A 22778-nucleotide genomic window follows, 5' to 3' on the forward strand; every position below is an offset into this window, starting at 1 on the left:
GGGTCCTACGCGCTGCCACCATCGGGCCGCACCTGCCGTCGCAATTGCAAGGCGCGCGGTGTGACCTGCAATAGCTCGGCGGCGCGGTTGGTCGATCCCGTGCGTCGTTCGGCAGCCTGCACGGCGATGGTCTCGGCAATTTGCCCGATATGTTTTAGACCCAGCCCTGCATCAAGCGCGCCTTCCACCGCAAGCGCCAGCATCTGCGTCCATGCCGCGAGCGTATCGGCAGCGGCAGGGATGGACGGACGATCGAGCGATCCTGTGCTCAATACACCGAAGCCACGCTGACGCTCGGCCATGCGTAATACCACGTTGCGCAACTCGCGCACATTGCCGGGGTAGTCGCGGCACATCAGCTGTTCCATGACCTCCGGCATAATACGCGGCGCGTCGTCATGCTCGCTCAGGAAGTGCCGCACCAGCAGCGGGATATCTTCGCGTCGTTCCGACAATGACGGTGCACGTACGGTCCATTGCGAGATGCGGAAATACAGGTCGCAGCGAAAGCGCCCGGCCTCCACCTCGGCTTCGAGATCGCGATTCGTCGCACAGGTGAGGCGAAAGTCAGAGCGCCGCCAGGTGTCTTCCCCCACGCGCTTGTACATCCGCTCCTGAATCACGCGCAACAGCCGCGCCTGGAGCGGCAGCTCGAGTTCGCCGATCTCGTCAAGAAACAGCGTTCCGCAGTCCGCCAATGCCACGGCGCCGTCGCGCGCCGTGACGGCATGCGTGAATGCACCCTTGGCATGGCCGAACAGTTCGCTGCCGGACAGTTCGGGACTCAGCGTCGTGCAGTCGACCACGACAAACGGACCACGCCTGCGCGAAGGATCGAGATCATGCACCAGCCGGGCCAGCAACTCCTTGCCGACGCCACTTTCCCCAAGCAGCAGACAAGCGCCGCGCCCAAGCCGGCCGGCCTCCGCCACCGCACGCAAGGTGCTGCGCCATGCAATCGATTCTCCGACAGCGCGCCGGCGCAGCCAGTCGGACGTGACGATCTCCTCGAGCTCCGCCAGCCGGGCAAGCCGCAGCGCCAGTTCTTTCAGCAGTGAGTCATCATCGACAGCGGTCACGATATCGCAAACCGACGATGGCCACCAGGATTCGGGGCGGCAATGACAGCGAGTCTCGTCCGTGCAGCCGACGATAAAGGCATCCGGCAACGGCCGCCCGCGCAGCCATTGCTCCGCGGCCTCCGCCACGCGGCTGGGCGCAGCACGCACGACGACCACGAGCAGCCCGTCACCGCTTGCGGATAGGCTCACTCCGTCAGGCAACCCGTGCCTGCACAGCGCGTGCGTGACTTGCCCGGCATCTTCCTGATAGAGAACAGTACGCATTCCGCACCCCGGAGCAATATGGAAGTTCGGTGATGGACTGCGGGGGAGTCGAGGCGCGGTATGGCAGGCGAGCCCTGACAATGGAGTTATCGTAGGTGGCCGCTGTCGGAGTGCAATTGAGGGGTGTTTTATGCTGATATGCAGTTGGTTTCTGGCGTGACTTCAAGTCCGAATGGGTTTTACCAGGACCATCCTTTGGGGGCCCACCGTTTGGATGATTGCCGCGGGCGCATTGCTGGCCAAAAATCAAGAAGAAAGAGGGGGGACCACCATGCGACGACTACGTCTCGTTGATATATCCTTGTTCTTCGCCATGATTGGGTGTTGTGCAAGCGCACACGCCCAGTCAGGGGTGACGCTGTTCGGTATTGCCGACGCCGGTATCGAATTCAACAATAATGCAGGGCGCAACGGCAACAGTCTCGTGCGGCTGGTTTCCGGGAACCAGTCTGGCTCGCGTTGGGGGCTGCGGGGCGTGGAGGAGTTGGGCAGCGGGCTGAAGGCAGTCTTTCTGCTGGAAAGCGGCTTCGACATCGATACCGGCAATTCGGGCCAGAGCGGGCGTCTGTTCGGCCGCAATGCCTATGTAGGGCTCGATAGCCTACACGGCTCACTGCTGTTGGGGCGGCAGCAGACCGGCATGCGCGAATTCGGCAATCTCTATGATCCCAATGCGATTGCCGACCGCTACAGCATCCTCTCGATTGCGCCGGAGTTTGGCGCGCGCGCGGACAATGCCATCAAGTATGTCGGCAAGTTCGGAAAGCTGACTGGACTGGCTTTCTACTCATTCCAGGCTAATGGCAGCGAAGTGGCTGGCAGCAACGTATTCGGACGTAATTTCGGCGCGTTCGTCAACTATGCCTCCGGCCCCTTTGCGCTGGGCGCGGCCTATGACGATGCGCACGTCGGCACGCCGTCAAACCAGGCGCCGGTCCTGAGGCGCGTTTCGGTGGCTGCCACATATGCGGTGGGTGATGCCAAGGTTTATGCGGGCTACCGTCTGGCGAAGGCCCATGATGGTGCTATCGTGCCGGGCGCGCAGGCGGCTGATGCCGGCTCGAACCTCTACTGGCTGGGCCTGGCTTACAAAGTGACGCCGGCTTTCTCCCTGACTGGCGCGGCTTACTACCAGGACTTCCGGCAGACCGGATCCGACCCGTGGCAGTTCGTGCTTACTAGCGATTATTCGCTCAGCAAACGCACCGACCTCTACGCGTCAGTCTCCTACGCGCTAAACAAGGATAACTCGGCACTAGGCGTCAACGGCTTCAACAGTGGCAGCGGCACGTCGGCCGTCTTCAACGTACAGCCTGGCAAGGATCAGGTGGGTGCGGTGATGGGCGTTCGTCACCGGTTCTGATGCGCCTTGCCACGGAGCGCGCGCCAAACCGGGGGCCCAATATTCTGGCAAAGGGACACCCGGGTTTCCTCTGCCAGAGCCAGTCCCTGCCTACATCACGCGCCCGAACCACCACAACGACAGCAGCCCCGCACACGTGGCCAGCAACGCCCCCAGCGCGGCAAAGAACGCAGTAATTTCAACCTGTTCGCGCTTGCCAAACGCCAGCCGCATATTGAGCGCCCGGTACACCCTCTTCAGTTGCGCGGCATCCGCAAGCGGGAAATACTCCGCCCCTGTCGCATCGGCGACTTCCTTCAACACCTTCTCATCCAGCCTGACGCGCGCCGACCAGCCATTGACCGAAAGCACCACACCCTCGGTCGTGCCAACCCCGACGGTATAAACGCGCACGCCGTGCGCGGCGGCAAGCTGCGCCGCCTGCGTCGCGGCCGGGCCGGTGTTGCTTTCACCGTCGGAAAACAGGACGATTGCCCCAGAGGGATAGGAGCCGGGCGTCACGGCTTCGCCGCTGCGGGATGCGTCCGGCTTTTGCAGCGGCGTGGTGTCGCCGTTCATGAGGCGCTCGGCGTCATCAGCCGTCTGCGGCAGCAGCGTCGTCAGCGCGATGAGCAGGCCATTGCCCAGCGCGGTGCCGCCTTGCGGCTTGAGGCGGTCGATTGCCGTGGCCGCGGCATCCTTGCTGCGACTGGGCGCCTGTGCCACGGCGGCGGTGCCGGCCATCGCGACGACTCCCACGCTGACGCCCGCGGGCAGTGCGTCGAGCAGAACCTTGGCCGCTTGCTGGGCGGCGCGGATGCGGCTGGGCTGGACATCCTGCGCGCGCATGCTGCCAGACAGATCGATGACCAGGACCACGGTCTCGACGCGCGAGGGCAGCAGCATCACCGCCTGGGGTCGGGCGATGGCGAAGATCAGCGCGGCCAGGGCCAGCAGGAGCAGCATGGGCGACACGTGGCGGCGCAAGGTCGCGCCGCCCTTGATGGCAACGCCGACGGTTTTCAGGGTGGGATAGTGCACCGTCGCGTGGCGCTGGCGCCTATCGAGCCATACGTAGCCAGCGGACAGCACGAGGACGAGCGCGAGCAACCACAGCATGCCTGGCCACAGGAAGCTGAAGACGGGTAGCCGGCTTATGGCATCGGTCATGCTGCCCCCTTTGGCCCGTTTTCCTGCTTTGCTACTGCAGCGGCCCCTTGACGGTGGCGGCGCCGGCGGGTGAAGTGCAGCAGGGCCAGGTCCAGGCGGGCGTAGGTCGACAGCGTCAGGCACGCCACGCCAGCCTGGGTGAAGGCCAGGCGCAACTCGGCCTCGCGCGCCTGGGCGGCGGCGGCGAAGCGTTTGCGGAAGGCCGGGTCGTGCGTGTCGACGAACATCTGCTCCGCGGTTTCGGCATCCTGCAGCACGACCAGGCCCAGGTCGGGCAAGGCCATCTCCAGCGGGTCGACCAGCCGCACGGCGACGACCTCATGGCGCCGGGCCAGCATTCCGAGCGATGCCTGCCAGCCCGGGGCGCTGATGAAGTCGGAGACCACGAACAGCACCGATCGGTGTTTCGCGAACGCCCGTGCGCGCTCCAGCAGGTCGCGCAAGCGGGTGTCGCCCGGCAACGCGGCGGGTGTGGCATGCATGCGGTCGAGCAGGTGCAGCAGATGCCGGCGCCCCGAGCGCGCCGGCACCACCGACGCGCCCGCGTCTGTGGCCCCGCCGTAGAGCAGGGCGCCGACCCGGTTGCCGTAGCGTGTCAGCAGCAGCGCCATGACGGTGGTGAAGTCGCTCAGCAGGTCGCGCTTGCTCACGCTGCCAGAACCGAAACCGACCGATCCGCTCAGGTCCAGCAGGAACCAGACGGAGACCTCCCGGTCTTCCTGGTACTCACGCACATGCGGTGTCTGCAGCCGCGCCGTCACGTTCCAGTCGATGTGCCGTACGTCGTCGCCGGGGTGGTATTCGCGCAGGTCGGCAAGATCCAGCCCAAAGCCGCGGAACAGCGTGCGGTAGTCGCCCTGCAACAGGCCATCGAGGCGGCGCACCACGGTCCATTCCAGGCGGCGCAGCAAGGCCTCGGTCTGCCTTGCGTCGACGCTGGCCAGCGCCGTGCCGGCGGGTGCGCTACCGGGTGCGCTATAGGGTGCGGCTTCCGGGCCGCTCCGGCGCCTAGCGCGCAGGCGCCCGAACATGGGATTCCAATGGGCGCTCCGGAACCGGCAGCGCCTGCAGGATGCGGGTGACGAGCTGGTCGGCAGTCACGCCGTCGGACATGGCCTCGTATGAGAGCACCAGGCGGTGGCGCAAGACATCCGGCACGAGGTCGACCACGTCTTCGGGCAGCGCATAGTGCCGGCGGCGCAGGAACGCCAGGGCGCGCGCGCCTTCGATCAGGCCGATGGTGGCGCGGGGGCTGGCACCGAACGCTATGTATCGATCCAGGTCTTCCAGCCCGTAGCTTCCCGGCTTGCGGGTGGCCGACACCACGCGCACTGCATACTGGACCAGGCTCGGATCCACATAGATCCTGCCGCATTCCTCCTGCAGGCTTGCCAGGCGCTCGGGCGTGGCGATGGGGCTCACGCTGATGCGGGGGCCGGTGACACGGTTGACGATGACGGCCTCCTCCTCTTCGCTGGGATAGCCCACCAGGACCTTCATCATGAAGCGGTCGACCTGCGCTTCGGGCAAGGGGTAGGTGCCTTCCGTTTCTATCGGGTTCTGCGTGGCCATGACGAGGAAGGGCGTGGGCACCAGATGGGACTCGCCGGCGATGGTGACCTGCTTTTCCTGCATGACCTCCAGCAAGGCGCTCTGCACCTTGGCCGGCGCGCGGTTGATCTCGTCGGCCAGCAGCAGGTTGGCAAAGACCGGGCCCCGCACGGTGGAGAACTCGCCCGTGCCCTGGTTATACATGCGCGTGCCGATCAGGTCGGCCGGCAGCAGGTCAGGCGTGAACTGGATGCGCTTGAAGGAGCCGCTCATGGTACTGGCCAGCGTCTTGACGGTCAGCGTCTTGGCCAGGCCCGGCACGCCTTCCACCAGCAGGTGGCCACCCGCAAGGATCGCCACCAGTACCCGTTCCAGGAACTGGTCCTGCCCCACCACCACGCGCTTCACCTCATACAGCAGGCGCTCCATCAAGTCGGCGCTGTCCACAGTGCCCCTGGCTTGGTCGTTCATTTAAGGCCCCCGCGTCTAGAAAGGAGAGGATCCGATGGCAATGCCGGCGCTTTCGATCGTGACAGCGAAGCCGATGCCGAGGAAAGTGCCGCTCTGGTTGGGGTTGAGGATGGCGGTGACGATCCCGACCACCTCGCCATCCAGATTCACCAGCGGCCCGCCCGAGTTGCCCGGATTGGCGGCGGCGTCGAACTGGATGAGCTTGTCCAGGTCCCGCTTGCCGTCCGGCGAAACGAACCTGCGGTCGAGCCCCGACACCACGCCGGCAGACACCGACGGACCGATGCCGAACGGAAAGCCGACCGCGACGACTTCGGTCCCGGGCGCGAGGTTCCGGCTGGAACCGAGCGTCGCCGGCGGCAGGTCGTCGGGGATTGAACTGGGCCGGATCACGGCGAGGTCTTTCTCCGGGAACGCCTGCACCACCGAGGCCTCGGCCGTGTGGCCGTCGTGGAATATGACCTCCAGGCGCAGGGCGTCGGCGACGACGTGGTAGCTGGTGAGAATGACGCCGCTTTCGGTCACGACCACACCCGAACCGATGTTGCGGACTTTGCGCTTGCCACCGGACTCGTCCTTGCCGCCCGATGGGTCGCCTTTTGCGAGTTCATCGCGAGAGGGCGGCGGGGATGGCGGGTGCGATTTGGTTTTGGGGCGTGTGGCAGGGGGATCACGTTTGGCGTTTCGGGCGGATGCCGCTTCCGTCGGCTTGTCCGCCGCCTTTTCCGCTGGCGCATAGCTGCGAACTTCCACCACCGACTCGCGAACCGCCTCTGCGGCCCTGGCTGTGCGCGAAGGCAGACGCCTGGTCTCCAACGTGTGCAGCACTGCCGCGTCGATGTCGGATTGCTTTAGGACGCGCGGCGACGGTTGCAACAGCCAGGCAGAGCCCACGACCGCGGCGAGAACCAGCGCGACCGCTGCCGAGACCCATCCGTAGATCGATACCCGTTTCATTGCCGCCCCCGAGGTCCCGTCCCGCCGTGGAAAATACAGTACCATCGTCTTACCCACGCGCCAAGGAGCACGGGTATGCAGTTTCTCTGGCCGCAAATGCTCTGGCTGCTGCTCGTGCTGCCCCTGCTGGCAGCCGCTTACCTGTACCTGCTTGCGCGGCGCAAGAAAATCGCCCTGTTGTATGCCAGCCTTGCGCTGCCGCGCGCCGCCCTGGGTCCCGGCCAACGACTGCGGCGTCACATCCCGCCGCTGCTCTTCCTGCTCGCGCTGGGCGTGGCCCTGCTGGCTTGCGCCCGTCCTACTGCGACGATCACGCTGCCGTCCGACGCCATCACCCTGGTACTGGCCATGGACACCTCCCGCAGCATGGCGGCGACCGACGTTGCACCCACCCGGATCGCCGCATCCAAGCAGGCTGCCCGGGATCTCATCGTCGGGCTGCCGGCCAGCGTGCGCCTGGGCATGGTCTCTTTTGCCGCCACGGCGACCGTGGTACTGCCCCCCACCGACAACCGGCAGGACATGCTCGATGCAATCGATCGCTTCCAGCTCCAGCACGGCACGGCGACCGGCAGCGGGCTGATCCAGGCGCTGGCAGTGTTGTTCCCCGACGATGGCATCGACCTGGAAGCAATCCTTTTCAGCGGCGAGTCGCTCGCACCCGGGCCCGGCGGCAGATCGCTGGCAGAGGCCGCCGCGGCGGACGCCGTCCGCAAGCGCGAACAGGAACGGCCGGCGGCGCAGCCCGGCTCGTATCGGCACGGTGCGGTGATCCTGCTCAGCGATGGCCGCCGCACCACCGGCCCCGACCCGCTGGACGCCGCGCGCATGGCCGCCCAGCGCGGCGTGCGCGTCTATACGGTGGGCTTCGGTACGCCGCAGGGCGCAGCCACGATAGAGTCGGGCCTGTCTTACTACATGCAGCTCGATGAACCCGCCTTGCGGGCGGTAGCGGCGATAACGGACGGCGAGTACTTCCAGGCAGGCTCGGCTGCGGACCTGAGCCGAGTGTATCGCCAGCTCAGCGCCCGCTTCGCGCTCGAGCGCAAGGAAACCGAGATCAGTGCATTGTTCTCGGCAGCAGCGGTCCTGATGCTGGGGGTGGCGTGCGGGCTCTCGATGTTGTGGTTCCGGCGGTGACCTGAAGCATGCTTGATGTAGCGGCCGGGTTCATTCCCCGAGCCATCCATAGGCGCAGCGGGTGTATTTCCAGCCTGGATTTCACCCGGGAACCGAGACGGACAGAGAGGCGCGCCACGCGAGGTTGACAACATTGTGCTGACCCTTACAGACGTCTCCAAGACATACAACGGCGCCCGACCGCGCACCGTTCTCCGCGGAGTCAGTCTTGCGCTGGACGCCGGCGAATATGTCGCCGTCATGGGTGAATCTGGCGTGGGCAAGTCGACGCTGCTCCACCTGATCGCCGGCCTGGATCGGCCCGACAGTGGCTGCATCCAGTTCGACGGACAGGACCTGGGCAAGCTGGACGACGATGCCGCAACCTTGCTGAGGCGGCGAAAGCTGGGGTTCGTGTTCCAGGCCTTCCATGTTCTGCCGAATTTGAGCGCGGCGCAGAACGTGGCGCTGCCTCTGCTGTTGAACGGCCTCGAGTGGGAAAAGGCGTCGGCCCGCGTTGCCGAGATGCTTGCCGCGGTTGGGCTTGAGGGGCGCGAGGACAGTATGCCGCGCGAGCTTTCCGGCGGGGAACTGCAGCGGGTGGCGATTGCACGTGCCCTGGTACACCGGCCGATGCTGCTGCTGGCAGATGAGCCGACTGGCAACCTTGATCACGAGACGGCTGCGCGGGTGCTGAGCCTGCTGCGCGAACTGGTCAACGCAAACGGCACGGCCGCGATTATCGTCACGCACTCGGCACTGGCTGCGGCGACGGCGGATCGCGTCTTGCAGTTGACGCCAGGCGGATTGACGCCGCTGGGGCCCCAGCCGCCGATGAGCGCGGCAGCCTGAGCCATGCGAACGCCGCGCTCGCTCGGCCTTGCGCTACTTCTGGGCGAATTGGGCGCCCATCCCGGACGCGCCATCATCGGCATCCTTGCCGTGGCCATCGGTGTGGCAATGGGCTATGGCGTGCATCTGGTCAACCACGCTGCACTGGCGGAGTTTTCCCAGGCGGTGCGCTCGTTGATGGGGAATGCCGATCTGGAGATCCGCGGGCCGCGCATGGGCTTCGATGAATCGCTCTATCCGCGCATCGCGGGCCTGCCGGAGGTGGCGGCGGCCAGCCCCGTGGTGGAAGTCAATGCGCTGGTGCCGGGGCGCACCGGTGCGCTGACGCTGTTTGGCATCGATGTGTTCCGGGCGGCGCCTGTGACCCCCAATCTGATCGGGCGGCCCGCCGAGGAGCGCGCGGGCAAGCTCGAGGTTCTCGATCCCGACGCCGTGTTCCTTTCGCCGGCGGCGCTGAGCTGGCTCGACCTCAAGCCCGGGGATCCGCTCACCGTACAAGTCGGGCTCACCGCGCTTACGCTGCGTATTGCCGGCACGCTGCCGGCGGCGGGCGAGGGCATGCGCCTGGGCGTGATGGATATCGGTGCGGCGCAGTGGCGCCTCGACCGGCTTGGCCTGCTGCAGCGGATCGACGTCAAGCTCAGGCCGGGAGTGGACACCGACAGCTTTGCGCAAGCGCTGGCCGCGCTGCTGCCGCCAGGGGTGGTGGCGGGATCGCCGCAGGACAACGCGCGCCGAACTTCCAACCTGTCGCGCGCCTATCGGGTGAACCTGAACGTGCTTGCGCTGGTGGCGTTGTTCACAGGCGCCTTCCTGGTGTTCACGATGCAGGCTGTCTCGGTGCTGCGGCGGCGCTCGCAGCTTGCACTGTTGCGCGCCCTGGGGGTGACACGCGGTGGCCTGCTGCGGCTGCTGCTGGCGGAAGGCGCGGCTCAAGGCGCGCTCGGCGCGATGCTCGGCCTGGCGCTTGGCTTCGTCCTCGCTGCCGCGGTGCTCGGGTATGCGGGGGGCGATCTGGGCGGTGGCTACTTTGAAGGTGTAAAGCCCAAGGTCCGCTTCGACGCGCCGGCAGCGCTGATCTTCTTCGCGCTCGGGCTGTCGGCGGCGGTGCTCGGCAGTCTCGCGCCGGCATGGGAGGCCGCCCGTGCGCGGCCGGCGCAGGCGCTCAAGGCGGGCGATGAGGAGACACCGCTCAAGCGGCTGCGCTCGCCGTGGACCGGGCTTGCGGCGATGGCAGCCGGGCTTGGGCTGACGCCACTGCGGCCGGTGGCGGATCTGCCGGTCTTCGGTTATGCGGCGATCGCGCTTCTGTTGGTGGGCGCTATCCTGCTGATGCCACGGCTGGCGCATCTTGTGTTCGGCTTGCTGCCCTCTTGGCGACAGGCTGTGCCGCAGCTTGCCCTGACCCAGCTCGCCGGCGCACCGGGCCGCGCGGCCATCGCCCTGGCCGGCATTGTCGCCAGCTTCAGCCTGATGGCCGCGATGGCGATCATGGTGTCAAGCTTCCGCATCTCGGTGGACGATTGGCTGCACAATGTCCTGCCGGCTGACCTCTATTTGCGTGCTTCGTCAAGCGGCGATAGCGCGTATTTCTCGCCTGACGACCAGGCGGCCATTGCCAGCGTCCGTGGCGTTGCGCGTGCGGAGTTTCTACGTTCGAGCCAGATCCTGCTTGATCCCGAGCGTCCCCCCGTAACGGTCATTGCCAGGCCGATCGATCCGCGCAATCCGGGCGCACGGTTGCCGCTGACGGCTGCGCCCGTCGCGGCGCAGCCGGGTGATCCGCCGGCGGTATGGGTCAGCGAGGCGATGGTCGACCTCTATGGCTTCCGCCCCGGGCAACGTATCACGTTGCCGCTGCAGGGCCGGCCCGTCGCCTTCCTGGTGGGCGGCGTGTGGCGCGATTACGCGCGCCAGCATGGTACGGTGGTGATCAGCCAGGACGACTATCGACGGCTCACGGACGAGCGGCGTGTCACTGACGTCGCCCTGTGGCTGGAGCAGGGCACCGGCCCGGCGCAGGTCAAGGAGAGGCTGCACCAGCGCGTCGCCGGCGGTGAACACATTACCTTCGCCGAGCCTGGCGAGATTCGCACCATCACCCTGAAAATCTTCGACCGCAGCTTCGCAGTGACCTACCTGCTGGAGGGCATAGCGGTCATGATCGGCCTGTTCGGCATCGGCGCCAGCTTCAGCGCGCAGGCCCTGGCGCGTGCGCGCGAATTTGGCATGCTGCGGCATCTCGGCTTCATGCGTTGGCAGATCGGCGCGATGCTGGCACTGGAGGGCGCATTACTCGCTCTGCTTGGCGTGGTAGCCGGTCTTGCGCTGGGATGGGTCATCGCCTTGATCCTGGTTCACGTTGTCAACCCGCAGTCGTTCCACTGGACCATGAGTTTGCATATGCCTTGGGCATTCCTGGCCCAGGTGGCGAGCGCGGTGGTGGCGGCGGCCTCGCTGGCTGCGCTGGCGAGCGGGCGGCACGCGATGTCGCGTAGCGCCGTGCGCGCGGTTCAGGAGGATTGGTGAAGCGGCGCTCATTCCTGCGGTTGTTGCCGGGTTGCGGCGTGGCGGGCGCGGCGCTGGGCGCAGCGCCCGCTTATCCGCCAGTCGACGCAGGCCGAACCCTGGCTTTCCCGCGCGACCACGGCGCACACCCCGACTATCGCACCGAATGGTGGTATGCCACCGGCTGGCTGCAGACGCCGGCAGGAGCGCCGCTCGGCTTCCAGGTTACGTTCTTCCGCTCGCGCCCGCAGTTCGACCAGGCCAACCCAAGCCGCTTCGCGCCGCAGCAACTGCTGTTCGCCAATGTCGCCCTGAGCGATCCCGTGGCCGGCAAGCTCCAGCACGACCAGCGCGCGGCGCGCAGCGGCTTCGGCTTGGCGCTTGCCGACACTGCCGATACCGATGTCTACATCGACAACTGGTCGCTGCGCCGAGAGGCGACGGGGCGCTACCGAGCCAGATTTCCCGCGCGGGATTTCACCCTCGATCTGACAATGGAGCCAACCCAACGGTTGTTGCTACAGGGCGAACGGGGTTTCAGCCGCAAGGGCCCTCTGGCGGCCCAGGCGAGCTATTACTACAGCCGGCCGGGGCTCAAGGTGAGCGGCACCTTGAAGCGGGGCACCCAGCAGGAAACCGTGCATGGCACTGCCTGGCTGGATCACGAATGGTCGTCGACCTTGCTGGCCGACGAGGCCGTCGGCTGGGACTGGATCGGCATCAACCTGGATGACGGCGGCGCGTTGATGGCCTTCCAGATCCGGGACAAGGCGGGGCGCAAGTTCTGGGGAGGCGGCACGCTGCGCGGCAGCGACGGGCGCGTCCAGGTACTGGCTCCCGAAGAGGTCAACTTCATGCCGGCGCGCCGTTGGCGCTCGCCTCGTACCGGCACGAGCTATCCGGTTGCCATGCGGTTGAACGCAGGCGATCTCACACTCGAACTGGTACCGCTGATGGATGATCAGGAACTCGATAGCCGCGCGAGCACCGGCGCGGTCTATTGGGAGGGCGCGGTGACTGCATTGCGGGGAGGCAACGCGGTCGGACGGGGTTACCTTGAACTAACTGGGTATTTCCAGCGCCTCAATCTTTGAGGCGGGATGTCCAGGATGGTGACCTCTGCGAGGCCCGTGTGGCCATGCGCGTAGCTGCAGCTGGAGTCAGAAGCGGCTTGATATCCGGTCGATGGCCGATGAAGGCACGGTATGCCAGTTGCACGCGCACTGACATACCGATTCTGGGTGTTGCAGCCAGATGATTGGCTTTGTTCTCGCGGGCTCGCCACCCCCCTCTTTGGTGGGACCTTCTCCAGGGGAAAGCCGATTGCCCTGCTATTTCCGTCACGCTATGATGATTTTCAAAATGCGCGCCGCGTGCTCCCTACTCCTTGGCAATTGCGGGCAGCGTAAAGAAAGGCCGCGCCGGGCAATGGAGGGGTAAATTGGTAAAGGACGACTCCAAGCACTGGAGACGCCGGTGGCTGCGGTGGCACTCGCGGTCTCTGCTGGCAAGCGCACTGTATTGCAGCGAGGTGAGTGTGATGCCTACCTTAACGAGATGCTGAGGGCATACCTTGCCTACGGCGACTTCACCGAAAACGAAGTTGATTTCATTTTTCGACGAGTCTCCCACGGCGTACGGATGCTCGGGTCACACCTGGATGCATCAGTCTTTGCCCGGCGTGCCCAGGAACGAATCCGAGCCCATGGGCTTAGACTGATGACGGACGCATCCGAGGTCTTCGGCTAGGACCCATAGTGAATGCGAGGCGGGCTACAGTGTCGTGGCCGGTCACACCTCATGCAGTACAGTGTCAAGCCTTCGTGCCGCTGAAACGCCCGCGAAGCTCGCACTTCATCCGGGAGATTGCTTCCCGGAGCCAACAGAAAGCCATGGCGGCTAAAGTAGCTCGCACAGCGGTTCCACAAGAACACTGCCTGCCGGTAACCACTGGCCCGTGCGCTCTCAAATTCTATTCGCTGGCCGCATAAGCCAACCATCACCGCTGGCTTCTTGTCGACTGATCTCTCTTGTTGCGACAAAACTGCGAAAAACACTAAACTTCAATACACTGGCTGAACGATTTCATTAATCCGTTGCATCGACCCGTTTAATCCACAGCTTCCAGTCAGGCAATCACCATTGCGAAAGGTATGCCGCGGGTATCCGGCATCATGAAGCGTCAACGAGACGAGTGAACAGGGGCGAGTTGCCTATCACCAGCAGCGACTGCGGTCACCATGACCTGCGTTACCCGTTTTGCAGCTGTCGCCCGGTTTAGCCACTAGCCTAGTGGGCCCTGATACGGGGGGCCGAGCGCGGGAATGGCCGCCAAGTCGACAAGCTGTATTGGGTGCAATGGATTTTTAAGCGGAGGACGGAAGCGTGAGCCAACTCGTCATCGCCTTGATCACGTTCCTGTGCATCTTCTGCGCCGCACTGCTTGGCCTTTACGTGCGCCGCATGTTGCCGGAGCATCACCTCAGCGAGGAATCGAGCAACGCCATCAAGCTAGCGACCGGGCTGATCGCGACCATTGCCGCCTTGGTGCTTGGGTTGCTGATCTCATCGGCCAAAAGCACGTTCGACACGGTTAAGGGTGACCTTGTGCACAATGCCGCAAGCATTGTTCGCCTTGATCGCCTGCTGGTCCAGTATGGGCCTCCAGCGAAGGAGCTCCGTGCCACTCTTCGGCGCGACTATGCGTTGTGGGTCGATCTGCTGGCATCCGACGACGCAGGCCGCACGGCACGGCTGACCAACCCGGAAATCAGCGCCCGCGTGGAGGCGTTCCAACAGAAGGTAGCGGAACTCTCGCCCACCACCCCCGCGCAACGTGAGATCCAGGCGCGCGCCCTCCGGATCTCCGATGAAGTCTTCGCGTCCCGCTCGCTGGCGCTGCTGCAAAGAGAGGGCTCCGTGGCCCTGCCGCTGCTGGTTGTGCTGGTGTCGTGGCTCGCCATTATCTTTGGCGCATTCGGATTGCTCGCGCCGCGAAACGGGACCATTGTGGTCGCCTTTCTCCTGTGCGCGCTGTCAGCTTCAGGGGCGATCCTCCTGATCCTGGAAATGGATACACCGCTCGATGGCGTGATCAAGGTCTCGCTGGGGCCAATGCGTGAGGCGCTAGCGCGGCTGGGGAACTAGACAGAATGTATTGACCTGTCGCACCTCAAGCGACGTGGATTAGGCTTGAGGTGGGTTAAACCAACAACCCAGAGCCACAATTGAGGGGGCAGGTCATGGACAAGTTTAGCAAGTACGTAGGCTTGGTCGTACACCAGGAAACGATCGCCGTTGCGGTGGCGCAGGCAGGCAGCGAAGTCCGGTACGTGGGGGGATCATGAATACCCCGAAGGCCTGCTCGTCGATGTTGGCCGGATTGGACGCGCCAACGCGAGTATAGTCACGAATGGCGCTCGCGCGGGCTTGGGTGTTGGAGAGTTCCCGCACGAGCGCTACCGCAGTGCGCACCGTACGCTGCCTACAGGAGCTCCCCATCGCTTTGTGCCGCATTGCGCTCCAGCATGACTTCCCAGGCCCGCTTCTCCGTACGCTTGTTTGGCGAGTTCCAGCTCGACGGCGCTGACGCGCCCCTGTTCAACGCAAACTCCCCCCGCTTGCAGGCACTGCTCGCCTGCCTTGTCCTGCATCGCGACGCACCGCAGACGCGGCAGCAGCTCGCCGTGCTGTTCTGGCCTGATTCCTCGCAGGCGCAGGCGCGCAATGCCCTGCGTCAACTGCTGTTTCAGCTGCGCAAGACCTGGCCGGAGGCAGATCAGTTTGTCCATGCCGATGCGCAAACGGTGCAATGGCTGCCCGATTCGGCGCCCGACCTCGATGTAGCGCAGTTCCAGTCCGCGCTTGCGGCTGCGGCCAGGGCCTCGAGGCACGGCGACGCCGGCGCTGAAGAAGAGCTGCTGACGCATGCCGCGGATCTCTATCGCGGTGACCTGCTGGCCAACTGCTATGACGAGTGGATCCGCCCCGAGCGCGAAAGGTTGCGCGAACAGTGCATCGCGGCGCTTGCGCGCCTCGGTCAACTGAGTGAGGACCGGCGCGACTATGCAAAGGCGTTGAAGTACACACAGCAGTTGCAGCGGCTCGACCCGTGCCGCGAACCTACCTGCATGGCGCTGATGCGCCTGCACGCGCTGAACCACGACCACGCATCGGCCATGCGCGCCTATCGTAGCTGTGTGGAAACGCTCGCGCGCGAACTGGGCGTCCTGCCCAGCGAACCCATGCGCGAGGCCTATGCGCGGCTGGCCGGCCAGGCCGCGTCAATGCAGCGCCAACGCCCGCGGGATGCGATGCTGCCAATGATTGGCCGGCATGGCGAATGGCGCCGGTTGCTTGAAGTCTGGCAGCGTACCCAGCTGGCCGACAAGCAGTTTGTCCTGATCCTGGGCGAAGCCGGCATCGGCAAATCACGCCTGGCGGAGGAGCTGCTCGTCCATCTGGCCGAGCAAGGCATCACCGTGGCGCATTCGCGCGCCTATGCGGCCGAGGGACAGCTCGCGTTTGCGCCGGTGACCGGCTGGCTGCGCAGCCCTGGCCTGAGTGGCGCGATCGGCAATCTCGACAGACTGTGGCTGACCGAGGTCACGCGCCTGTTGCCCGAACTCCTCACGCAGCAATCCGGACTGTCGCCGCCGTCGCCCCTTACCGAGTACTGGCAACGCCAACGGTTCTTCGAGGCGCTTGCGCGAGCGGTGCTTGCACAAGGCGGGCCACTGCTGTTGCTGCTCGACGACCTGCAATGGTGCGACGGCGAGACGCTCGAATGGCTGCGCTTCCTGATGCGTTTCGACGGGGCGGCAAGGCTGATGGTGGTCGCGACGGCGCGCTCCGAGGAAATCATGCCGCTGCACGCGGCGAACCGGCTGCTGGACGCACTGCGCCGCGACGACCAGTTCATCGAGATCTCATTGGGGACACTCGATGCTGCCGAAACGGCAAAGATTGCGGCCCAGATCCTGGACCGGCCGCTGGCCGACGCGGAGGCAACCCGGCTGTTCGAAGAGAGCGAGGGTAACCCGCTGTTTGCGGTCGAAATGATGCGGGCTCGCTCCGACACCATGCCGGTCGGGGACGCACAGGGTGGCATGGCGTCGAAGTTGCCGCCCAAGGTTTACACCGTCATCTCGAACCGGCTGGCACAGCTTCCTCCGGGCGCCCGCGATATCGTCGGGGTTGCTGCAATCATTGGACGGGCGTTCACGACCGACATCCTCGCCCAGGCAAGCGACCTCGGCGAGGATGCCCTGGCAGGCGCATTGGACGAGCTGTGGCAGCGGCGCATCGTGCGCCAGACCGACGGTGGTGGCCTGGCCTTTGACTTCAGCCATGACAAGATCCGCGACGTGGCGTACGCCGACGTGAGTCCGCTGCAGCGCCGCCGCCTGCATTTGCGCGTGGCGCGAGCGCTCGAGCAGGCGCCAGGCGATGCGCCCGACGCGGCAAGCGCGCAGATCGCCTCGCACTATGAGCGGGCGGGTCTGCCAGCCCAGGCGGCGGCATTCTATCGACGCGCGGCCGGCGTTGCGCAGAGTGTGTACGCCTATGACGATGCCATTGCCTTGCTGACGCGCGGGCTGGCGCAAGCGGACCGGATTGCCGATCCGCAGGAGCGCGCCAGTCAATCGCTGGCCCTGCAACTCGACCTTGCGCCACCGATTCGCATCGCCCGAGGCTGGGCAGCCCCCGAACTGGAGGCGCCGCTGCGGCGCGCGGTGGAACTGAGCCGGCTGGCGGGTGACACCAATCAGCAAGCACGCGCTCAGGTCAGCCTTTCATTTTTCCTGGTGGTGAGGGCGGAACTCGCACAGGCACGCAGCCTGAGCGAGGAACTGATTGCGGGCTGGGGGCCGCCGGGCTCCGATACTTACTCGGTGATGGCATGGACCAGCGTCATGGGTAGTCTGGTCCAGCAAGGCGACTGGATGGCTGCCGAGCCCGCGTATCAACGCGCGCACGGCGCTTATGACGAGGCCCAGCACGCCGAGCATGCGTCCCTGATGGGCGGTAACTTCGGCGTGCTGGCCGCCGCGTGGTCGGCGCATGGATTGTGGTTCAGGGGGTTTGCCGATCAGGCCCTTCAGCGTGGACGCGAAGCGCTGGAGGTGGCGAACCGCGTAGCACACCCGTTCTCCCAGGCACTCGCGCTGTCCTATCTTGCGACGCAGCATGCGCTGCGGCATGAGTACGGTCTCACGCTGCACTATGCCCGCCAGGCACACGAGATTGCCGAGCAGTACCACGTAGGCTACTACTTCGCGTGGGCAGGCATACTGCTCGCCTGGGCGAACGCGAAACAGGCGCCCAGCGCCGAAGCGGTGGTGGCCATGCAGGCGGCGATCGAGGGCTTTCATGCGACGGGCGCACGCCTGCGCCTGCCGCTCTATCTGGGCATGCTGGCTGAATGCCTGGGCGACGTAGGAGAGACCGAGGCCGGGTTGGCGGCTTTGGACCAGGCGTTCGAATGCGCCGGGCGCACTGGCGAGCACTGGGTGGACGCCGAGTTGTGCCGTCTGCGCGGTGAATTGCTGCTGCGCAGCAGCGCCGACCTTGCCGAAGCCGAGTCATCGCTGATCAAGGCGATCGAGATCGCCACAGCCCAACGCGCGCTCCCGCTTGAACTGCGTGCCACCCTGTCACTGACGACGTTGCGAGCCTCGCAGGGGCGCGTCAATCCGCATGAGGTGGTCGAGGCGCCGCTTGCGCGATTCACCGAGGGCTTCGATCAGCCCGACTTCGTCAAGGCGCGGGCGTTACTCGCGCGTTAGTCTCGGCTCGACCACCGCGCGCCGGTCGGGAGGCAGAATCCCCATGTAACGGTTCACCTAACGCTTTCGAAACGCCGAGGTTGCTAAAACTCCTGCATACCAACCGGACAGGAGACAACCATGGAAGCTTCGTTGAGCGAACCCGTCGCAACCGCACTCAAGGCGCATTTTCGGGGACAACTGATTCAGCCGGGCGACGCGGCTTACGACCAGGCGCGTGCCGTGTACAACGGAATGATCGACAAGCGTCCTGCGATCATCGCGCGCTGCGTCGATGTTGCGGACGTCATCGCGGCGGTGAACGCCGCGCGCGACAGCGGGATGCTGCTGGCGGTGCGTGGCGGCGCGCACAATGGCGCCGGGCTCGGCACATGCGATGGTGGACTGGTGATCGACCTGTCGCCCATGAAGGGCGTGTTTGTCGATGCCGGACGCAAGACGCTGCGGGTTGGCGGTGGCTGCACCTGGGGCGATGTGGATCACGCCGCCAGTGCCTACGGGCTGGCGACGCCGAGTGGCTTCATCTCGACCACTGGCGTGGGCGGACTGACGCTCGGCGGCGGCATCGGCTACCTCAGCCGCGCCTATGGCCTGACGATCGACAACCTGCTCAGCGCCGAGGTCGTGCTGGCCGACGGGCGAGTCGTCACCGCAAGCAACGACGAAAATGCCGACCTGTTCTGGGCGTTGCGCGGCGGCGGTGGCAACTTCGGCGTGGTGACGTCGTTCGAGTTCAAGGCTCATCCCGTAGCCACGGTCTATGGCGGCCCGATGCTGTGGCCGATGGAGCAGGCACGCGAGCTGATGACATGGTGGCGCGACTTCATCCTGAGCGCGCCGCAGGACATCAATGGCTGGTTCGGTTTCGTCACGGTGCCGCCCGCAGCGCCCTTCCCGGAGGAAGTCCACCTGCGGAAGATGTGCGCCGTAGTGTGGTGCTACACCGGACCGCTCGACCAGGCCGAAACGCATTTCCGTCCGATTCGCGAGGCCATGCCGCCGGCGGTGGACTTTGCCGGGCCAATCCCCTGGCCTGTCCTGCAGAGCCTGTTCGACGGACTGTATCCGGCGGGCTTGCAGTGGTACTGGAAAGCCGACTTCGTCAGCGACCTGAGCGACAAGGCCATCGATCTGCACATCAAGTACGCGCAGCAGTTGCCGTCGATGCACTCGACCATGCACCTGTATCCGATCAATGGTGCAGCGCATCGCGCCAGTTGCGACGACACGGCCTTCAGCTACCGCGATGCCAGTTTTGCCAGCGTGATTGTCGGCGTGGATCCCGACCCGGCCAACAACGATCGCATCGTGCAGTGGGCAAAGGACTACTGGCTGGCCCTGCATCCGCACTCTGCTGGCGGCGGCTACATCAACATGATGATGGACGAGGGCAATGACAACGTGAAGGCGTCCTATCGCGACAACTATGCGCGACTGGCCGAGATCAAGCGCAAATACGACCCGGCCAACCTGTTCCGCGTAAATCAGAACATCAGGCCCGCCTGACGCAACACGCTTGCGACATCGGGCGCAAGTACCCCTTATCCAGGAGTCCGGCGCGACGCCGCTGCCACGATGGGATGGCAGCCGGCCCACGCCAGGAAACGGCTTGCACGGCAGAGGCGATCCCGTGCGGGCGATACCGTTCCGTAGCTGATCGCCTGCACGAGGAGTGCCGTCGCGGCAACGCCGCCGACACCCCTGTTGGAGATTGCAATGCATAAGACCCTTGCCAAGACCCTGCTTGCCGCTGCCGCACTTGCCGCCGGGCTCAGCCAGACCGCCCACGCCGGTGCATATGCTGATGCGCTGATCGTTGCCGCGCCGGAACACAACGGCCAGCGCGACGCCTTTACCGATGGCGCGCACAGTCCGGCCACCGAGGCCGCCATGCTGCCCGTGGTCGCGCATCAGGGCAGGTCCGTGTGTGCGGTCCGTGGCTTTGATCCGTACCTAGACGGCATGCGCAAGCCTGACCCCTACACCGATGGCGCCCGCATCAGCTCGCGCGATGGCTTCACCGACGGCGCGCGCAGCGACGCGCGCGACAGCGGGGAGTGCCTGTCCTGAGCATGGCAGGGCAACGGGGCGGTTGGTCTGAGCCCGCTCCGTTGTCCAGGCGCGGGAGTATGCGCCATGATTCGAGCATGCCCCGATATGCCGCAACCCTGCTGTCAGGCAACCAAGTCCCAATCGGCCAGCCGGTAGTCCACCTTCGGCGGCACCTGCAATGTGGAGGGAAGCGGCGAGGAATCGCTGCACTCTGAGCTTCTCTGATTGAGTTGGCGAACGTGCCACATACCAATAAGAAAGCGCTGCGGAAGAGGGGGCAGCATCTCAGTCGCCGACTGATCGCGCTTGGACGCAACATAAAGAAGAAACTGACCTCTATTATGTAACGCCACTCGTGCGGTTATACTCCGCGCTTCACTCACAACTATGAATAACAAAACATGGTCGCAACAACTAAAACGACACGGGTAAGTGCAACTGCCAAGGGCAAGCCTGCCGCAAAGAAGGTGGTCGTGCCAACGAAAAAGGCCAGCGTGCTTGCCCGCGAGGCACAGGCAGCGAAGAAGCGCTTGCTGAAGCTGCGCGCCGACACGAAGAAGGCAATTGAAGCGGCTAAGCGCGAGGTTGCCCAGGCAGTGGAAGCCGCAAAGGCCGCGGCCCGTTTTGAAAAGCAAGCGGCAAAGGACAAGCTCTTGGCGAAGAAGGCCAAGGCTGCAGGCGCCAAGAAGGCGACGGGCAGTAAAGCTGCCGTAACGAAAGCAGTCGCGAAAAAGGCCGCACCCGGTACTAAGGGCAAGGTTGCCGCGAAAGCAGGCCCGAAGGCGGTCGCAGTGAAATTTGTGACGAAGAAGCGGGCTTCGGCGAAGAAAGTGGTTCCGGCTGTAGCGTCGCCTGAAGCGTCGGCGTGATCCTTGCCTCGGCTGGTAACGCGATGTCGCCAACCAGCCGATTGATGCAAGATGGGGGGCACTGCTGAGAAATGCTGAAGCCGACGAACTTTGTGCTGACGGCTTTACCCCCCTTCTTTCACTAGAGCATCGAATGAGCTGTCTTGCTGCAAGCAGTCACGGCCGATGATGGCACTTCCATAGATCCATGGTTTGCGCTTGGTCATAGGTATCGGACATTTGATCGAGGCGTGACTGTAGCTTGCCATAACGCGGTCACCGCCGCGTGGGTCGTAGCAAGTCTCGTCCTGGCCGAAAGCAGACGACTAAGTGATCAGCAATTTCGCGACCGTGAGTATCGCCGCAGCGGTTGATGCCTATGGGTTCCCCTTCGCCAGACGCATCGGGTTCACCAGCCGGTCAAATTCCTCACCGCTCAGAAATCCTAGCGCAATCGCGGCTTCCCGCGGCGAAATTCCCTTCGCAACGGCATGCGTCGTGATCTGCGCTGCACGGTCGTAGCCCAGCACCGGGTTGAGCGCGGTCACCGCAAGCAGCGGACTGTCCAGGTTGCGTGCCAGCTGATCTTGGTTGGGGACCAGCCCCTGCACCAGCCGTTGCGCGAACACCCGCGCACTGTCGGCCAGCACGCGCACCGACTGCAGCACGTTGTAGATCAGCACCGGCTTGGCCACGTTCAGTTCAAAGCTGCCGGAGGCGCCAGCCATGGTCACCGTGACATGATTCCCGGCTACCTGCATGGCGGCCTGCACCATTACCTCGGCGATGGTCGGGTTGCGCTTGCCGGGCATGATCGACGAGGTCAGGCCGTCCTCCGGAATCAGCAGCTCGCCGAGCCCGCAGCGCGGGCCCGAGCCGAGCCAGCGCAGGTCGTTGGCGATCTTGGTGAAGGAGACGGCGATCACGTTGAGCACGCCGGACAGTTCGACCAGTGCATCGTGCGCGGCCATGCCCTCGACTTTGCACGGGTTGGGGCGGAAGGCGAGGCCCGTCAGCTGGCTGGCTTCCGCACAAAACGCCTGGGCGAAGCCCGCCGGCGCGTTCAGGCCGGTGCCGGCCGCAGTGCCGCCCTGCGGCAGCAACAGCATGCGGGGCAGGGCGTCGCGCACGCGCTCGATGGCGTGATCGACCTGCGCGGTGAAGCCTTCGAAGGCCTGGCCCATGGTCATGGGTACGGCATCCATCAGGTGCGTGCGCGCGATCTTGAGCACATCCGCAAAGGCGTGGGCGCGCTCGCGCAGGGTGTCGCGCAGCAGCGCCAGCGCGGGCAGCAGGCGGTCTTCCAGTTCCAGCGCGGCGGTCATGTGCATGACGGTCGGGAAACTGTCGTTGGAAGACTGCGACGCGTTGACGTGGTCGTTCGGGTGCACCGGCGCGCGCGTGCCCAGGGCCTGGCCTAGCCGCTCGTTGGCGCGGTTGGCGATGACCTCGTTGGCGTTCATATTGGTCTGCGTGCCCGAGCCGGTCTGCCAGATGGTCAGCGGAAAATGGCTGTCGAACTGGCCGCTGCGCAACTCGGCCGCGGCGGCGATGATGGCCTCGGCGATGGCGGCATCCAGCACGCCGCAGCGCAGGTTGGCCTTGGCCGCCGCCATCTTGTGCGCGCCGAAGGCGTGGACCAGGCAGGCGGGGAAGCGTTCTTCTCCGACCTCGAAGATCGCCAGCGCCCGCTGCGTCTGGGCGCCCCAGTAGCGGTCGGCGGGGATGTCGACCGGCCCGAAGGCGTCGTGTTCTATGCGCAATCCGGACATGG

Annotated in this window: 16 protein-coding genes and 1 pseudogene; 11 read left to right on the forward strand and 6 right to left on the reverse strand. The window is 65.2% G+C overall.

Annotation, left to right across the window (positions count from 1 at the left end; translation table 11 throughout):
* Nucleotides 1-5: 5 nt before the first annotated feature.
* A complete protein-coding gene (locus AC3WL8_RS06245; RefSeq protein ID WP_153953457.1) occupies nt 6-1346 on the reverse strand; it encodes a sigma 54-interacting transcriptional regulator in 1341 nt (446 codons plus the stop codon).
* A 313-nt stretch (nt 1347-1659) separates the two neighbouring features.
* On the opposite strand from AC3WL8_RS06245, the gene AC3WL8_RS06250 reads away from it, so the two are divergent.
* Nucleotides 1660-2709: a porin gene (locus AC3WL8_RS06250; RefSeq protein WP_085959706.1), complete on the forward strand. Its 1050-nt coding sequence runs from the start codon at nt 1660-1662 to the stop codon at nt 2707-2709.
* A 90-nt stretch (nt 2710-2799) separates the two neighbouring features.
* Here the strand turns inward: AC3WL8_RS06250 and AC3WL8_RS06255 are convergent, their stop codons facing one another.
* Genes AC3WL8_RS06255 through AC3WL8_RS06270 form a run of 4 tightly spaced genes read right to left on the reverse strand, consistent with a single transcriptional unit; the run spans nt 2800 to nt 6837 of the window.
* A complete protein-coding gene (locus AC3WL8_RS06255) occupies nt 2800-3858 on the reverse strand; it encodes a VWA domain-containing protein (RefSeq protein WP_492378011.1) in 1059 nt (352 codons plus the stop codon).
* Nucleotides 3855-4889: a DUF58 domain-containing protein gene (locus AC3WL8_RS06260; protein ID WP_492378012.1), complete on the reverse strand. Its 1035-nt coding sequence runs from the start codon at nt 4887-4889 to the stop codon at nt 3855-3857. The genes AC3WL8_RS06255 and AC3WL8_RS06260 overlap by 4 nt, the downstream gene beginning before the upstream one ends.
* The gene (locus tag AC3WL8_RS06265; RefSeq protein WP_013953258.1) at nt 4867-5880 is read right to left on the reverse strand and encodes an AAA family ATPase; all 1014 of its coding nucleotides are present in this window, start codon (nt 5878-5880) and stop codon (nt 4867-4869) included. The genes AC3WL8_RS06260 and AC3WL8_RS06265 overlap by 23 nt, the downstream gene beginning before the upstream one ends.
* Before the next feature lie 15 nt (nt 5881-5895).
* A complete protein-coding gene (locus tag AC3WL8_RS06270) occupies nt 5896-6837 on the reverse strand; it encodes a S1C family serine protease (protein ID WP_211981658.1) in 942 nt (313 codons plus the stop codon).
* A gap of 75 nt (nt 6838-6912) precedes the next feature.
* Here AC3WL8_RS06270 and AC3WL8_RS06275 point away from each other — a divergent pair, with 75 nt between their 5' ends.
* The 10 genes and pseudogenes from AC3WL8_RS06275 to AC3WL8_RS06320 all read left to right on the forward strand — a co-directional run bounded on the left by AC3WL8_RS06275 (nt 6913) and on the right by AC3WL8_RS06320 (nt 21025).
* Entirely contained in the window at nt 6913-7977 is a 1065-nt protein-coding gene (locus tag AC3WL8_RS06275) for a VWA domain-containing protein (protein ID WP_492378013.1), read from the forward strand.
* 135 nt (nt 7978-8112) lie between these two features.
* Nucleotides 8113-8808, forward strand: a complete 696-nt coding sequence (locus tag AC3WL8_RS06280; RefSeq protein WP_013953255.1) for an ABC transporter ATP-binding protein — start codon at nt 8113-8115, stop codon at nt 8806-8808.
* A 3-nt stretch (nt 8809-8811) separates the two neighbouring features.
* Nucleotides 8812-11337, forward strand: a complete 2526-nt coding sequence (locus AC3WL8_RS06285; protein ID WP_492378014.1) for an FtsX-like permease family protein — start codon at nt 8812-8814, stop codon at nt 11335-11337.
* Entirely contained in the window at nt 11334-12410 is a 1077-nt protein-coding gene (locus AC3WL8_RS06290) for a lipocalin-like domain-containing protein (RefSeq protein ID WP_492378015.1), read from the forward strand. Before AC3WL8_RS06285 ends, AC3WL8_RS06290 begins: the two co-directional genes overlap by 4 nt.
* Before the next feature lie 1291 nt (nt 12411-13701).
* Nucleotides 13702-14463: a bestrophin-like domain gene (locus AC3WL8_RS06295; RefSeq protein WP_249679196.1), complete on the forward strand. Its 762-nt coding sequence runs from the start codon at nt 13702-13704 to the stop codon at nt 14461-14463.
* Nucleotides 14464-14558: 95 nt separating this feature from the next.
* Nucleotides 14559-14701 (forward strand): annotated as a pseudogene (locus AC3WL8_RS06300) (IS110 family transposase); the annotation flags it as partial.
* Between the two features lie 142 nt (nt 14702-14843).
* Entirely contained in the window at nt 14844-18104 is a 3261-nt protein-coding gene (locus AC3WL8_RS06305) for an ATP-binding protein (RefSeq protein WP_492378016.1), read from the forward strand.
* Between the two features lie 120 nt (nt 18105-18224).
* Nucleotides 18225-19610 (forward strand): FAD-binding oxidoreductase, encoded by a 1386-nt coding sequence (locus AC3WL8_RS06310; protein WP_492378017.1) that lies wholly within the window; start codon nt 18225-18227, stop codon nt 19608-19610.
* A gap of 210 nt (nt 19611-19820) precedes the next feature.
* Nucleotides 19821-20174: a hypothetical protein gene (locus tag AC3WL8_RS06315; RefSeq protein WP_013953249.1), complete on the forward strand. Its 354-nt coding sequence runs from the start codon at nt 19821-19823 to the stop codon at nt 20172-20174.
* Nucleotides 20175-20557: 383 nt separating this feature from the next.
* Nucleotides 20558-21025, forward strand: a complete 468-nt coding sequence (locus AC3WL8_RS06320; RefSeq protein ID WP_153953464.1) for a fumarate hydratase — start codon at nt 20558-20560, stop codon at nt 21023-21025.
* A 356-nt stretch (nt 21026-21381) separates the two neighbouring features.
* On the opposite strand, the gene AC3WL8_RS06325 is transcribed toward AC3WL8_RS06320, so the two are convergent.
* Nucleotides 21382-22776 carry a class II fumarate hydratase gene (locus AC3WL8_RS06325; RefSeq protein ID WP_153953465.1) on the reverse strand — a complete coding sequence of 465 codons (1395 nt, stop codon included), beginning with the start codon at nt 22774-22776 and terminating at the stop codon, nt 21382-21384.
* Nucleotides 22777-22778 lie beyond the last annotated feature (2 nt).

It is taken from the genome of Cupriavidus sp. FW305-F7, assembly GCF_058782875.1.